The organism is Algoriphagus sp. oki45 (genome assembly GCF_036245605.1).
GTDB lineage: Bacteria > Bacteroidota > Bacteroidia > Cytophagales > Cyclobacteriaceae > Algoriphagus.
On record NZ_BTPC01000004.1, the window covers coordinates 17928 to 34002 of the forward strand.

A 16075-nucleotide genomic window follows, 5' to 3' on the forward strand; every position below is an offset into this window, starting at 1 on the left:
ATGGGATATCCTGACAACCATTCCAAATATTCAAATCTGAAAAGTGAAATCAGCCAGCTTTTAAAAGCTGGGAGGGAACAGGCCGGCCGGGCAGTCAATAGCATTTTGGTACAAACCTACTGGCATATCGGAAGGCACATCGTGGAATTTGAACAGGGTGGAGAAGCAAAATCGGAGTATGGTGCCAACCTTCTGGATCGGCTTTCACTGGACTTGACAATGGAATTTGGGAAAGGTTTTAGCAGGTCCAATCTTTTCCAAATCCGGACCTTCTACTCCAAATTCCAAAAAGTCCAGACACTGTCTGGACAATTGAGCTGGAGTCATTATTGCGAACTTATCAAAGCTGAAAATGAGTTGGAAATCAGTTTCTACACCAAACAATGTGAAAAAGAAAACTGGTCTGTACGGGAACTCAAGCGTCAGATGAAGAGTATGCTTTTGATGAAGAGTATGCTTTTTCATAGACTCGCATTAAGTAAGGCCAAGGAAGATATTCTTCATTTATCCCAAAAGGGAGCTGAACTACAGCAGGCAAAAGACCTGATAAAAGATCCTTACGTTTTTGAATTTTTAGGTTTAAAAAACCAAACCAACTACACAGAAGGCGAGCTCGAAACCGAATTGATTAAGAATCTTCAGAGCTTTCTACTTGAATTGGGAAAAGGTTTTGCCTTTATTGGTCAACAGTACCGGATCAGCTTGGCCAATCGCCATTTCTATGTGGATCTTGTTTTCTACCACCGAATCTTAAAGTGCTTCGTTCTCATTGATTTAAAAAGTGGGGAAATTGACCATCAGGATATTGGTCAAATGAACCTTTACCTAAATTACTTCAGAAAAGAAGAAAATGTGGAAGGTGATAATCCTCCAATTGGGATTGTCTTAGGCGCTTTTAAAGACCATATTCTAGTAGAATATGCCACCGAAAATATCAGCAACCAACTCTTTGTAAGCAAATACCAACTCTATCTTCCTGAAAAAGAAGAACTCGCCCACGAACTCGAAAGACTCCTCACCAAAGACTAAATCATGAAAATCCGCCTCTTACTCCTTCTTTTCCTTTCTTCTTACACTTTAGCCCTATCCCAATCCTTCACCATGGAGCAGGTTGGGAAATTCACCTTTCCCACCGAACTCACTGCTGACCAATCCGGAACCCAACTCGCCTGGGCCATGTATGAACAAGGGAAACGCAATGTATACTATGCCAAAGTTCCGGACTTCACCCCTGTCAGACTAACCGCCTTTGACAAAGATGATGGACAGGAAATCAGCAGCCTGACATTCACCCAAGACGGAAAACACCTCGTTTTTGTCCGAGGAGGCGATCATGGGGGCGGAAATGCTTCCTCCACCGTCAATGCAGAAAATCTCCCTCAATTACCGAAAGTGGAAATCTGGATAATCGATATCCAAAGCCAAAAGGCGAATCCGATCGTTGAGGGAGATGACTTCAAGCTAAGCCCAACAGGTGAAATCCACTTCCTCAAAGGTGGCCAAGTCTGGAAAATCTCCCTCTCTGAGGAAGCAAAACCCAGCCAAGTCTTCCAAATCAAAGGAAATGTGAATTCTATGGAGTTTTCTCCCGACGGAAAAAGCCTGGCCTTCACCGTCAATCGGGGAGGCCATCAATTGCTGGGAATCTATCGGAATGCGGAAACTCCGATTCAGTTCATTGCTCCCTCCTTCCACCGCTATTCCCAACCCAAATGGTCTCCGGATGGAAGCAAGATTGCATTTATCAAAACACTCGGAGGTGAGGGAGCGGCCTTTCCCCTTTTGGAGCCCAGACATAGCCCATGGGAAATCTTGCATGCGGATGTAGCTACTGGAGAAGCTGAAATGCTTTGGAAAGCTCCCGAGACACTCAGAGGCTCTTACCGCTACTTCTTTTTTTCTTATCCCAATGAAAAAGAGCTGGTTTTTGAATCTTACCATGACGGTTGGCAGCATTTGTATTCCTTGGATCTGCAAAGCAAAAAAGAGACGCTCCTGACCCCCGGCGACTACATGGTGGAGCAGATCAAACTCAGTCCCGATGGACAACGCATATTATTTTCCGGAAACTATGGCTCTGATGAAGCAGACAAGGACCGCAGACATATCGGATCAGTGGACTTAGCCAGTAAAAAACTGACTTGGGAAACCCAAGGAGAAGGAATCGAAGCCTATCCCGTGGCTTTAACAGATGGAAATCTTGCCTATTTCTCCGCAACTACTCAGCGGCCTCATTTGGTGACAGTAAAAACGGCAGAACAAGCCCAATTGCTTCAGGAGGATTTAATTCCTTCTGATTTTCCTTTAGCAAAACTCGTCACTCCCAAACAAGTCAAATTCACTGCACCTGATGGTACAATTGTTTATGGACAACTTTTCGAAAAAGAAGGCGGCCCCAACCAAAAACCCGGAGTTGTCTTTGTCCACGGAGGACCTCAGCGTCAGATGCTTTTGGGCTGGAGCTACATGGATTATTACAGCAATACCTATGCATTGAATCAGTATTTGGCCGAAATGGGATTTGTGGTATTGTCAGTGAATTTTAGGCTTGGGATCGGCTATGGCTATGAATTTCACCGACCGGCTTATGGGTACTATCAAGGAGCCGTAGAATACCAAGACATCAAAGCCGGAGGAGAGTTTTTGGCCGATTTACCCCAAGTGGATAGGGAAAAAATCGGAATTTATGGAGGGAGCTATGGAGGTTATTTGACTGCTTTGGCTTTGGCTAGAGACTCGGATTTGTTTAAAGTCGGAGTGGATATCCACGGCGTACACGATTTGGATGGGCGATACGATTTGCCGGAAGGATACGAAGTTGCGCCTGATTATGAAAAAGCTTTGGAAACAGCCTGGACCTCCTCCCCGATTGCAGATTTGGATACTTGGAAAAGTCCAGTCCTCTTTATCCACTCGGACGATGACCGGAATGTCAATATCAGCCAAACCACCGATCTGATCCGTCGATTTGAGGAGTTGAAAAAGCCCTATGAATCCATCTTCATTCCCGGGGATACGCACCATTGGATGAAGTGGGAAAATATGATCCGAGTCTCGAAAGAAACGGCTACCTTCCTTCAAAAGCACTTAATGAACTAACCATGGCAGAAAACAAAACCCAGCCGACCAATGCTTCTGTGGATGATTTTATCAATCAGGTAGAATCTCCCAAAAAAAGAGAGGATGCCTTCCGCATCAAAAAAATCATGGAAGAAGTCACCGGAGAAAAGGCCGTATTGTGGGGGCCTTCCATCATCGGTTTTGGAAGCTATCACTACAAGTATGAAAGTGGACGGGAAGGAGATTTTTTGATTGTGGGTTTTTCTCCCAGAAAGGCGTCTATTTCCTTGTATGTGATGGGATGCATGCACGAGGATTTTGATTTTTCTCTGGATAGCTTGGGAAAAGTCAAAACAGGCGCTTCCTGTATTTACATCAATAAGCTCGAGGACATCAAGGAGGATGCCTTGAGAGAATTGATCGCGAAAGGATACCGCTACATGAAATCCAAATACCCAACCCTATGATCTACCACATTCTGAATGGTGACTCGCTTTTGTCCAAATTCCCGAAAGAAATACCCGGAGAGCGGATTTCATTTCGGGAAGCCTTGGTAGATGGCCCTGTGAAATCAGATTCTCTGGAAGCTTTTTGGAAAGTAAGGGAAAAGTTTATCCAAGAAGCCTATCCGGATGCTTGGGAGGTGGATTACTCAAGCTATTCCCAATCCGAGTTGGGGAAAATTCCGGCCATTCCTGATGAATCTACAGTTTACTGCTGGTTTGAGGAGGATCTCTTTTGTCAGGTCAATCTCTGGTTTGTATTAAATCAATTGGATGGAAAAGACTTGGAGCTATACCTCACGCTACCCTATCCCGACTCTCCCTACAATTTTATCCGATTGAATGAAGCTGAGCTGATCGATACCTATGAAAACAAAGCTCATTTTTTGAACCCAAAAGAGCGTACCATCCTCTCCGATCTATGGATTCACTACCAAAACGAGGATGTATTTGAAGCCCAAAAAATCGCGGATTCTTTTCAGGAACGATTTCCTTTTTTGAAAGCGGCAGTAGAAGCTTGGCGGGATATGATTCCTATCGGAGATTACCCAGGCAAACCCAAGGCTATGTTAAAGGAAATCCAAAATGAATTAGATACCAAGGACTTTGGGAAGGTATTCCAAGAATTCCAAAAACGACTTCCGATTTATGGATTTGGGGATTTGCAAGTCCTTCGGTACTGGAACCAACTTCAAAAAGAGGAAAGGTAATCTTTCTGTAATTTAGGACTTGATTCATCTTTAACTTCAAGGCATGCGTTGGTCACTTGATTTTCCGATCCCAGCTTCTCCTTTTCCCATCACCAATCAGAGCAAAATCCTCAGTTTGGGTTCCTGCTTTGCCCAGGTAATCGGCACAAAAATGAAGAAGAGCAAAATGGATGTACTTATCAATCCTTTTGGGACCATTTTCCATCCCAAAATCCTTTCCCAACTGCTGGACCATGCCTTGTTTCAGGATCCTATTGACGAATCTGGCATTTTGGAACGGGAAGGTCTATTTTTCCATTATTCAGCCCATTCGGATTTGGTGGGAAAAAGCAAAGCAGAACTCTCCCAGCTTTGGAAGGAAAAAATCCAAAAAACTCACCAATATTTAACTTCAGGAACTCATTTGATATTGACTTTTGGTACGGCTTGGAATTATGAGCACCATGAATTCGGTGCGGTGGCTAATTGCCACAAACAGCCTCAAAAGTTGTTCGAGAAAAGACTCTCCAAGCTAGAGTCCATGCTATTCGACTTGGATACAACCTTGGGCAATTTTTCCAGGGTTTTTCCTGAGCTGAAAATCATCCTGACCGTCAGTCCAGTACGCCATATCAAAGACGGGATTACTGAAAATCAGCTCAGCAAGAGTTTGCTCCGAGTCCTCTGCCACGAATTGGAAAAGAGATTTCCCAGTGTCCACTATTTTCCTGCCTACGAGATCATGATGGACGAATTGAGGGATTACCGATTTTACAAATCTGATCTCATTCATCCTTCCGAAGAAGCCGAAAACTACATCTGGGGAAAGTTTTCCAACAGTTTTTTCTCTAAAGAAACCCGAGAAAAAATCAATGAAATCCAGAAGATTCAGTGGGAATTAGCTCATCGACCCTTGAACCCCGAAAGTGAATCTCACCGGAAATTTCTTCAAAACTTAAAGGCCAAACTGGAACGAATGAATGTAGAATTCGATTTTTCAAAAGAAATAGAGTTTACAAATCGAAGTCTCAAAGGGCATAACTCTTAGAATCACTTACCTTATTCTATCAATCCTCCAAGAGATTGACACCCATCGGATTCAACCTTGCAACTTTACCACCTTTCAACTTTCCAACTATGCCAAACCGCCTCGCATCTTCCCAAAGCCCTTACCTACTTCAACACGCCCACAATCCGGTAGATTGGTTTCCTTGGGGCCCGGAAGCGCTCAGAAAAGCAGAAGTAGAAAACAAACCGATTTTGGTTTCCATCGGCTATTCTGCATGCCATTGGTGCCATGTGATGGAGCGGGAGAGTTTTGAAGATCAGATCACTGCGGATTTGATGAACGAACACTTCGTCTGCATCAAAATCGACCGGGAGGAGCGCCCCGATATCGACAACATTTACATGGATGCAGTGCAGGCGATGGGACTGCAGGGCGGTTGGCCACTGAATGTGTTCCTCATGCCCAATCAGAAACCATTCTACGGAGGCACCTATTTTCCCAACCTGAAATGGAAGCAATTGCTGGCCAATATTGCAGATGCCTTTGCGAAGCATGAAGATCAGTTGGCCGAAAGCGCAGAAGGTTTTGGCCGCAGCCTGAGTAGAAAAGAGACCGAAAAATATGGGATAGAGGCGGGAGAAAGTATGCTTGAGGCAGACGAAATGGTGGAGATCGCCACCAAGCTCTCCTCCCAGTTCGACCCAGAATGGGGAGGTATGAACCGAATCCCAAAATTCCCTATGCCCGCCATCTGGAATTTCGCACTGGACTTTGCAGACCTATCCAAAAATGATTCCTGGAAGGAAAAGGTCTTTTTCACGCTGAAGAAAATCGGCATGGGAGGAATCTACGACCATTTAAGAGGAGGATTTGCGAGGTACTCTGTGGATGGAGAGTGGTTTGCTCCCCATTTTGAAAAGATGGGGTACGACAACGGACAATTGCTGGAGCTGTATGCCAAGGCCTATCAGGCCAGTCAGGATTCCTTTTTTCTGGAAAAAGTAAAGGAGACTATCCAGTGGGTAAAGGCAGAGATGCTCCAGGAAGAGGGTGGATTCTACGCTGCCCAGGATGCAGACAGCGAGGGAGTGGAAGGAAAATTCTACACCTGGACCTATGCCGAGCTCCAAAGCCTTATCGGAGACGAAATGCCTTGGTTTGCCAAGCTATACAACCTGAAGCCTCAGGGAAACTGGGAAGAAGGAGTAAATATTCTCTTTCAAACCAAGGAATATGCCCAGCTTGCCGCTGAATTCGGGATGAATGAACAAGAGCTGATTTCAAAATTGGACGTACTTAAAAACCGGCTCTTGGAGGTCAGAAACCATAGGATTTTTCCTGGAAAAGACGACAAAGTGCTGGTGGGTTGGAATGCCATGCTTGATGCAGGATTGATTCAGGCCTATTTTGCTACCGGAGATCCCGAAATGCTTGACCTGGCTTTGGATAACTTGGAGTTTATCCGAAAAAAGCTGATTACAGATGGAGTTTTGAAACGATCCTACAAAAATGGAGAGGCCTACACCCCTGCCTTTTTGGAAGATTATGCAGCACTAATCCGTGCTTTGCTTTTTGCCTTTGAGGCAAGCGGAAAATCTTCCTATTTGGATTTGGCCACCAAGCTTACCGAGACTTGCCTGAGTGATTTTTTTGATGAAAGTGATGGCTTTTTCTATTTCAATAATCCCCATTCTGAAAAACTGATAGCCAACAAAAAAGAACTATTCGACAATGTAATTCCAGCCTCCAATTCGGTCATGGCCCGAAACCTCCACCGGCTCAGCCTACTCACCTATGAGGAAAAATACGGAGAAATCGCCCGCAAAATGCTGGGAGGAATGAAAGATTTAATCGCCAAAGAACCCGGATTTCTCTGCAATTGGGCCAATTTGTACCTGGAAATGCTCGTTCCGACTGCCGAAATCGCCATTGTGGGAAAGGGAGCACAGACCCTTTCCATGGAGTTAAGAAACACCCTTTTTTCTAATTCAGTCTTGGCTTGGTCTGAAGCTGCGACAAAAACTGTCCCGATTTTATCCGGAAAAACTGCCGATTCGGAGGGAAATGCCTTAATTTATGTGTGCTTTGACCGGGCATGTCGCAAACCGGTAAGCACAGTGACAGAAGCCCTATCCCAATTACCTTATTTAGCCTAGTTTGGTGGAAAGCCTTTTTGGAGATCAAGATTTTTTGGATAAAAACAGCGGAAACAACTTCGCCGATATCATCCTGCCTGTTCCCATCCCGAGGATGTTTACCTACCGGATTCCCTCTGCCCTCAAGTCAGAGATTCAGATTGGGCTTCGGGTAATTGTTCAGTTTGGGAAGAAAAAGGTCCTCACCGGGATCATCGGCAAGGTTCACAATAAGCCTCCTCAGGCCTATGATGCCAAGCCGATCTTGGATATTCTCGACAGCGAGCCGAGTGTGAATCCCCTGCAAATCCGTTTTTGGGTGTGGATGGCGGAATACTACTTCTGCCATATCGGAGAGGTGATGTTTGCGGCCCTTCCTTCCGGCTTGCGACTTTCTTCAGAAAGCAAAATCCAGGTCAATCCCAACTTTGACCCCGACACCAGCAAGTATCCTTTGGATATCCGGGAGGAGAAAATCCTGGAGGCTTTGGAAAATCAAGCAGAGCTGAGTTACGAAGACTGCGAAAAAATTCTGGGAATCAAGACGATTCATCCCATTATCAAAAGCCTGGTGGCCAAAGAAGCCATTTTGATTTTTGAAAAGGTACAGGATAAATACACTCCAAAAGTAGAAACCCGAATCCGCTTGGTTCCTGAAATAGCCAAGGACAAAAATGCCCTTCAGGCTGTATTCGAGGCTGTTCAGGGCAAGCCTAAGCAGGAATCGATTTTGCTCAAATTCCTGAGAGACATTCCGGTTTTTCAGCGTCCCGAACTCAATGAAAAAGGACTGGATAAAGCTACTCTTCTCGAAGAAGGGGATTCGGAAAGTTCGCTGAAAACGCTGATCAAAAACGGCGTCTTCGAGTCCTTCAAACAAATAGTCAATCGAATCGAAGAGGTGGAAGCCGAGCGAAAAGCCTATGCCCTATCCTCTTCCCAGCAAGCGGCCTTTGATGAAATAAAAGGGCATTTTGAAACCAAGCAAACCGTCCTCCTGCATGGAGTGACTGGATCGGGAAAAACAGAAATCTACATTCAGCTGATCGAGGAAGTCATCGACAGCGGTTCTCAGGTGCTGCTTTTGCTTCCAGAGATTGCCTTGACCACGCAGATTGTAGGCCGGCTCAAGCAGGTTTTTGGATCCAAAATGGGTGTATTTCATTCCAAATATTCGGACAATGAGCGGGTCGAAGTATGGAATGGAGTTCTCAGCGGACGCTTTCCTTTTGTGGTTGGGGTAAGGTCATCGATTTTTCTGCCTTTTGACAGTCTGGGGCTGGTTATCATCGACGAGGAGCACGAACCGAGCAACAAGCAGTTTGACCCGGCACCCCGGTTTCATGCCCGAGATGCGGCCATTATGCTGGCTTATTTTCATCAAGCCAAAACCCTGTTGGGCTCAGCAACGCCATCTTTTGAAAGCTACTCCAACGCCAGCCAAGGCAAATATGGATACGTTTCCTTGGACCACCGATTTGGAGATGCCACTCTCCCGGAGTTCCACTTGGCCAATCTTTCGGCAGACCGAAAGAAAAATCTGCTCAAGCTGGATTCCACCCGTCTGCTTCGCGAAAAAATCCAGCAGGCCCTAGATCAACAGCAGCAAGTGCTCATTTTCCAAAACCGACGGGGCTACTCTCCCTATGTGCAGTGTGAGGATTGTGGCTGGACCGGGCAATGCGTGCAATGCGATGTCAGCCTAACCTATCATCAGTTTGCAGAGGAGCTTCGATGCCACTATTGCGGGTACAAGGAAAAGATCCCTCAGTCCTGCCCTGCTTGTGGTAGTACACAGCTTTCTCTCGAGGGGATGGGGACTGAGCGCATCGAGGAATCTCTGAGTTTGCTTTTTCCGGAAGCCCGACTGGGAAGGATGGACCTGGATACCACCAGAAATAAACACGGTTACCAGCGGATTTTAGATGAATTTGCAGCAGGTCAGATTGATATTTTGGTTGGGACACAGATGATTACCAAAGGCTTGGATTTTGGAAATGTAAGTGTAGTGGGAATCTGGGATGGGGATCGGATTTTGAATTTTCCAGACTTCCGCTCCGGAGAAAGAGCCTTTCAGCAGATCACTCAGGTGGCAGGTCGGGCAGGAAGAAGAGAAGTCAAGGGACAGGTCATCATCCAAAGTAGGAAACCGGAAAATGAGGTTTTTGAAAATATCATCCGGGGTGATTACCTGGAATATTTCCGTCAGGAAATGATGGACCGAAAAAAGTATTACTACCCTCCTTATGTCAAACTGATCAAAATAACCACCCGCCATACCGACTTCAAAACTGCAGAAAAGGCTGCCCATGCCCTTCATCATCAGATGGCCAAAATTCCGATTAAGAAGATTGTGCTTGGACCGGAAAAGGGGGTGATCGCCAGAATCAAAAACCAATACCAGCTGGAAAGCCTGATCAAACTCGAGAAATCCGGAGTTACTCAGAGTGTGTTTAAAGAGAACCTGACGCGGATTATCGAAGAGCTTCAGGCGGTCCCTGATTTCCGTTCGGTAAGATGGGTGGTGGATGTGGATCCTTCCTGATTGAGTTTTTTGAATTCAGGATGGGAAAAGAAGAATTTTTCAGTTTCTTGAGAATTGAAAATCCAAAGCCCATGCAAAGATTTCTTCTGATCTGCGACCTAAAAGACGAACCGGAAGCTATACAAGCTTATGTCGAATGCCACCAAGCCGTTGCTCCGGAAATTCTCGAAAGTATTCGAGTGGCAGGAATAAGCAGCATGAGTATTTATCGCTGGAGAAACAGGCTAAGCATGATTCTGGAGACTGAGGATGATTTCAGCTTCGAAAAGAAAGCCGCTTTGGACTATGCCAATCACAAAGTTCAGGAATGGGAAGCTTTTTTGGGCCAATTTCAGACCAACTTGCCCGGAACACCTCCAAACTGGAGATGGGCGCTTTGTGAGCCGATATTTGAGTTTAAAGGATAAAGTCGGATGCCGGATTTCAGATTTGGGATTTGGGATTTACCTATAAAATTATAGAATCTTGAACATTTCTTATGCTATGAAAAAACCCTTCCTAACCCTAGCCTTGATCTTACTGAGTATGCTGACTTTTGCGCAAAATCACACCCTTCCACTCTGGGAAGGCACCCCTCCCCTACAGAACCCTTCCGATTTGCAGGAAGAATCCACTCAGCAGGGAATCCTCAGAATCGCCAATGTCCAAACACCCACCATCGAAGTTTATTTGCCAACCAAGCAGATTGCAACCGGGGAGGCTGTGGTAATTTTCCCGGGAGGAGGCTATGGAATTTTGGCCTACGATTGGGAGGGCACTGACTTTGCCAAATGGCTCAATGCGCAGGGAATCGCCGGAATCGTAGTCAAATACCGCCTGCCAATTTCCAAGTCGCTAACTGACCCGAAGGAAGTACCCCTGATGGATGCACAGCGAGCCATTCGCCTAGTCAGGCAAAATGCCGAGGCTTGGAATATCAATCCTGCCAAAGTCGGGATAATGGGCTTCTCTGCAGGGGGACACTTGGCCTCCACCCTCAGTACACAATACACACACGAAGTCAATCGACCCAAAGATGCTATCGATGCCCTTTCTGCACGGCCAGATTTCTCCATTCTGGTTTATCCGGTCATTTCCTTTCGGGATGCCGCGGTTCATTCGGGTTCCAGAAAAAATCTGATCGGAGAAAATGCTTCTCAGGAATTGATGGATCGCTTTTCCGGGGAATTGAATGTAACAGCTGAAACTCCCCCGACCTTTTTGGTACATGCTCAGGATGACAAAGGAGTGCCTATTGAAAACTCGCTCTTGTATTATCAGGCCTTGCATAAGCATGGAGTGAAAGCTTCCCTTCACATCTATCCCAGCGGAGGTCATGGCTTTGCTTTTGGCTTGGGAAAAGGAGCAGTAGAAGGCTGGAGAGACGTACTGCTCGCCTGGATGAAAGAAACTGTTCAGTAGTCGTCACTGCGAGGAGGAACGACGAAGCAGTCTTACGGTGAAATAGATTGCTTCGTGACAGAAAATTTTCATAAAAAGTTCCGGGATAGTAATTGTCACTCGCAATGACGCCAAGTGAATGAATAAATTTAAAGCAATTGACTGTCGCAGATGGTGGTTTTGAAAAAGTCCCGCATCAAAATCCTTCTCGATAAACCATTAACAATTAACTTCCTGACATGCCCATCAAAGTAATAGCCTTCGACGCAGACGACACCCTTTGGGTCAATGAACCCTTTTTCCGGGAAGCGGAAGAGAAATTTGCAGGCTTGTTGGAGGACTTCATGCCTCAGCATGCGATCATGAAAGAGCTCTATCGCACAGAAATTGAAAATCTGCGAATGTATGGCTATGGCATCAAAGGGTTTATGCTTTCTATGATCGAGACGGCTTTGAGGATTTCTGATCATAAAGTCCCGATTACTCTTATCGATAAAATCATCCGTATCGGTCAGGAGATGCTTGAAAAACCAGTGGAGCTATTACCTGGAGTAGAAGAGGTTTTGAAAGCCTTAAATGGGGACTTTCGGATGGTCATGGCTACCAAGGGAGACCTGGTAGATCAGGAGAGAAAACTGAGAAAATCCGGTTTGGAGAAACACTTCCACCATATCGAAATCATGAGTGAGAAGCGGGTCAGTGATTACGAAAAGCTAATTCGTCACCTGGATATCCACCCTTCCGAATTTCTGATGCTGGGCAACAGCCTGAAATCAGACATTTTACCCGTTTTGGAATTGGGAGGATATGGAATCCATATCCCCTTCCATATCACTTGGGTACATGAGCAAGTGGATCATGAAGTGAAGCATGAGCGGTTTTTTAAGGTGGAAAACATCGGAGAAGCGACAGAATTGATCAAAAAGCTTCAGAAATAATTATCCTGCCAATGGATTTGATTATTTCCTATATGATTATCCGCAATTATGCCAGTAGATCAAAAGTGGCCTCGACTTCGCTCGACCTCCGGATTCGGGATTAATGGTGGTAGGGGAGGAAAATGCGGCTGCGCCGCATTTTCCTCCCCTACCCAACTTAAAACATCGAACGGTCACCGAGCGACGGTTGGTGAGCTAGTCGAACCAAGTCGAGGTGAGCATTTATAAAATTTGGTTACTGGTAAGAAAGCGGATATACATTATTTTCTATTTCGAACTCTCATTTTTCTTTTAAAGCACTAACAAAATTTAAAAGCCGTAGTTATTTTTAAAAAAAAAATTTTTTTAAAACAAAAACAACATGTCTATCTCTAAACTTTACAATCTAAAATCCAAAGTGGCCATCGTAACCGGTGGTGGAAATGGCATTGGTAAAGCCAGTGCATTGATGCTAGCAGAAGCAGGTGCAGCAGTCGCTGTCAGTGATCTCAAACTCGCTGATGCAGAAGCTGTCGCAGAAGAAATCAACAAAAAAGGCGGTAAAGCCATAGCTGTGGAATGTAATGTCACAGAGGATGCCCATTTGGTAAATCTCGTAGATCAGACTGTACGGGAGCTTGGAGGAGTTCATATTTTGGTCAACAATGCCGGGGGAGGTGGAGGAGGAAGAGAAAATCCTTCTAAAATTTCTGTGGAGGACTTTGCCTGGAGATTTCAACTCAATGTGTATTCAGCCTGGAGGCTTTCCCAACTTTGCGCTCCTCACATGAAAGAGGGCAAATATGGGTCGATCATCAATATCACCTCTATGGCAAGTATCAACAAAAGCCCGAATATGAGTGCCTATGCCTCTTCCAAGGCGGCAATGAATCACATGACTGCCAACCTAGCCATGGACTACGGGGTAGATGGAATTCGAGTCAATGCCGTGGGGCCCGGAGCAACCAAGACTGCCGCTTTGGAATCAGTCCTTACTCCTGAAATCGAGGCAAAAATGCTTGCCCACACTCCCATCAAGAGATTGGGAGAAGTAGACGATATCGCAGGAGCTGTATTGTATTTTGCCAGCCCCATTTCTGAGTGGGTTTCAGGCCAAGTCATTTTTGTAAACGGAGGAGGAGTCCAGACTCTAGACTGATATTTTCTTAACTAACACCAATCAACTATGTCTACAATTGAAAAACTATTTTCCTTCGAAGGAAAAGTAATTATCATTACTGGAGCTGCTGGCGCAATAGGAAGCGCGGCAGGCCATCTTTTTGCCAGCCTCGGAGCTAACGTAGTCATCTCTGATCTTAATGAAGAAGGAGCGATTCAAGTCGCTAAAGAAATTGAAAAGGAAAGCGGAAAAACAACTTTGGGGATCAAAACAGATGCAACTTCTGAAGCAGATTTGGAGCATTTGGTTACCTCCACACTCAAAAAATTCGGCAAAATCAGTGGATTGATCAACAATGTAGGTTGGGGAGCCAATACTCCAATTTGGGGCTCTGATTCAGATAAAATGGTCAAATCCTATTTGCTCAATACAGTAGGGTCTTACAATTTGACCAAATTATGCATGCCTCACCTTGAAAAAGAGCCCAATGCTTCCGTGGTATTTTCCGGTTCACTTGTAGGTGTAAGTCCATCTCCGGAGTTTATTGAATACAGTACCGCCAAAGCCGGTTTGATGAACATGGTCAGAAGCATGGCAGTCGTATCCGGACCGAAAGTCCGCTTCAACACTGTATTGATAGGCAGTGTGGATAATGGAGATAGCACTTTAGCAGCTGGATATACTCCTGAGATGCTGAAAGCCTTGTCTGATATGTTTGTCATGAAACGCCGAGGTGCTCCAATGGAAATTGCCTATGGAATGATGTTTTTAATGAGTGATGCTGCTCAATGGATCACAGGCATCGATCTGCGGATTGATGGAGGAGGTACTTATCGAAGTAAAATGCCCAAAAAAAGAAGACTAAACTAAGAGGACTGACTAGGAGAAATCTTCAAGAAGAACGACCCAAGTGATTTTTAAAACTCACCTCTAAATCGATCATCTGACTTCTTTTAGACAGTCCTTTACCTCCAATGACATGGGGATAATCAGACGAGTATTTTCATTAGGATTTTTCTTGTTTTGGCTATCTGGACTTTATCCACTACTAGCCCAGCAAAACATAGCATTTGGAATAGAAACTATCCCATCCAATGCGGAAGGTAGCCCTATTCGTTCGGTGCTTATCCTGTTGGAAAAGGATGGAAAAACCTACTTAGCAGATTCGACAGAACTTGCAAAGTTCACTGATTCCTTTGAGATCAGACCCGGAGGGAGCTTTAGGCAGTTTACTGCTGATTTGGCCTTGGAAGTTGTAAGAAAACAACCGGAAATAAAATCAGCATCCTATAGACTCTACAATACCGAACTGGGAGGTCCAGTCACTTTTGTACTTACTGCTGAATTTCTAGAGGAAGGGGATTCTAAAGAACCAATTTTAGAAGAAAAGGCAAGATTCCCTTTGATTTCCCAAACCGAAAAATCAAAACTCACCTGGCTTCTAAACGGAGGAGGAGGATTTTATCATGAACAAAACGGTCTTTTTGCACAGGGTGAACAATTCACTCAGGGAAATCCGGTAGCTACTGACCCTGCAGGATTAGGACCAAGGTTTTGGGGGGAATTTTATATTGAACCCGGTTTGGCGGGTATTACCCAATTGGGTAAATCAAAGATTTTCCCTTATGCTTCAGTTTCCTTCCTTCTTTCCGGAAGAAACAGCAGCGATATTTATTCGGCAGGAGCAACTGCTTTTGGAGCAGTAGAGCGTCTTTATGGAGGGATTCTATTACCCAGATTAGGAAAAAATGAAAAACTCAGTTTTGACCTTTCTGCAGGACGACAGTTTTTCCAACTGAATGACGGATTCCTTTTTGCCAAATTCTCAGGCTCTGCTAATGCTGGAGAGAGAGGTTCTGTGTATTTGAATTCCAGGACAACCTTTCAAATGACTGGTTTGGCAAAAATCCGCTATGGAAAATTTCACCTGGATGGTTTTTTCCTGGAACCTCAGGAGCTCTTCAAAGATCGACAAACAGATACCCGATACTTAGGCAGCTCATTGCAATTCCAAGACAATAAGCATTGGGATTTGGGTCTAAGCTACATTTCGATTATCAATTCATTATCCCAATACAGCACTACCGGGAATCCTATTCCCTGGGAGGGCTTGCGAGTCATCAACCCTAAGCTATGGATCAACAACTTGGGACAAAAGGGCATTTTCCTAAAATCAGAGTTTGCCTACCAAACGCATGCAGATGCAGATATGAAAGCGCTAGGTTGGTACATTGGAGGAGGACTTCTTAAAAAAGCATGGAAAGGAAGTCCATCTTTCTACTACAGATTTGCCTACATGCAGGGAGATGATCCTGCTACTCCTACCTATGAACGATATGATGCACTCCTCACAGGAGGACTGGGAAATTGGGTTCAGGGATTAAACTTCAGAAAAATATCAGGAGACGGAAACTTCGTCACTCACAGGGTAGAAGTAAAGGGGTATTTGAAAAAAAATATGGAGCTCTCTCTGGATTACTTTCATTTTCGCGCGGATCAATTAAATAATCAGGGAGGCCTACCTCCTATCAATTCTTTCAGTTCCAAATCCATTGGGCAGGAAGTGACTGCTTCTTTCAGATACTTCTTTGCAAAGAATTACCTCTTCTTGGGGATATTCACCTGGGGAGATCCGGGGAAGGCCATAACTGAAAATTTTGAAACTCAAACCCCAGATTGGTTATCCTTTCAGGGAACGGTATTTCTTTTCTTTTAAA

General features: G+C 44.9%; 13 protein-coding genes. All 13 read left to right on the forward strand.

Annotated elements, in window-relative coordinates; all coding sequences use genetic code 11:
- The 13 genes from AAA942_RS16105 (at position 1) to AAA942_RS16165 (ending at position 16074) form a co-directional block, all read left to right on the forward strand.
- Complete coding sequence (locus AAA942_RS16105; RefSeq protein WP_338221321.1) at positions 1-1029, forward strand: PDDEXK nuclease domain-containing protein; 1029 nt, start codon at positions 1-3, stop codon at positions 1027-1029.
- Positions 1030-1032: 3 nt separating this feature from the next.
- Positions 1033-3099 (forward strand): S9 family peptidase, encoded by a 2067-nt coding sequence (locus tag AAA942_RS16110; protein ID WP_338221322.1) that lies wholly within the window; start codon positions 1033-1035, stop codon positions 3097-3099.
- 2 nt (positions 3100-3101) lie between these two features.
- Complete coding sequence (locus tag AAA942_RS16115) at positions 3102-3527, forward strand: DUF1801 domain-containing protein (RefSeq protein WP_338221323.1); 426 nt, start codon at positions 3102-3104, stop codon at positions 3525-3527.
- Positions 3524-4273 carry a DUF1835 domain-containing protein gene (locus AAA942_RS16120; protein ID WP_338221324.1) on the forward strand — a complete coding sequence of 250 codons (750 nt, stop codon included), beginning with the start codon at positions 3524-3526 and terminating at the stop codon, positions 4271-4273. The genes AAA942_RS16115 and AAA942_RS16120 overlap by 4 nt, the downstream gene beginning before the upstream one ends.
- A gap of 43 nt (positions 4274-4316) precedes the next feature.
- Positions 4317-5300, forward strand: a complete 984-nt coding sequence (locus AAA942_RS16125) for a GSCFA domain-containing protein (protein WP_338221325.1) — start codon at positions 4317-4319, stop codon at positions 5298-5300.
- An 89-nt stretch (positions 5301-5389) separates the two neighbouring features.
- Entirely contained in the window at positions 5390-7417 is a 2028-nt protein-coding gene (locus AAA942_RS16130; RefSeq protein ID WP_338221326.1) for a thioredoxin domain-containing protein, read from the forward strand.
- Between the two features lie 4 nt (positions 7418-7421).
- A complete protein-coding gene (gene priA / locus AAA942_RS16135; RefSeq protein WP_338221327.1) occupies positions 7422-9941 on the forward strand; it encodes a replication restart helicase PriA in 2520 nt (839 codons plus the stop codon).
- A 71-nt stretch (positions 9942-10012) separates the two neighbouring features.
- The gene (locus AAA942_RS16140) at positions 10013-10348 is read left to right on the forward strand and encodes an L-rhamnose mutarotase (RefSeq protein ID WP_338221328.1); all 336 of its coding nucleotides are present in this window, start codon (positions 10013-10015) and stop codon (positions 10346-10348) included.
- Between the two features lie 76 nt (positions 10349-10424).
- A complete protein-coding gene (locus AAA942_RS16145) occupies positions 10425-11342 on the forward strand; it encodes an alpha/beta hydrolase (RefSeq protein WP_338221329.1) in 918 nt (305 codons plus the stop codon).
- Positions 11343-11560: 218 nt separating this feature from the next.
- Positions 11561-12259 carry an HAD family hydrolase gene (locus tag AAA942_RS16150; RefSeq protein WP_338221330.1) on the forward strand — a complete coding sequence of 233 codons (699 nt, stop codon included), beginning with the start codon at positions 11561-11563 and terminating at the stop codon, positions 12257-12259.
- Positions 12260-12620: 361 nt separating this feature from the next.
- Complete coding sequence (locus tag AAA942_RS16155) at positions 12621-13397, forward strand: glucose 1-dehydrogenase (protein WP_338221331.1); 777 nt, start codon at positions 12621-12623, stop codon at positions 13395-13397.
- A 27-nt stretch (positions 13398-13424) separates the two neighbouring features.
- On the forward strand, positions 13425-14228 hold the full coding sequence (locus AAA942_RS16160; protein ID WP_338221332.1) for an SDR family oxidoreductase: 804 nt from the start codon (positions 13425-13427) through the stop codon (positions 14226-14228).
- Positions 14229-14337: 109 nt separating this feature from the next.
- The gene (locus tag AAA942_RS16165) at positions 14338-16074 is read left to right on the forward strand and encodes a hypothetical protein (RefSeq protein ID WP_338221333.1); all 1737 of its coding nucleotides are present in this window, start codon (positions 14338-14340) and stop codon (positions 16072-16074) included.
- Position 16075: the final 1 nt, after the last annotated feature.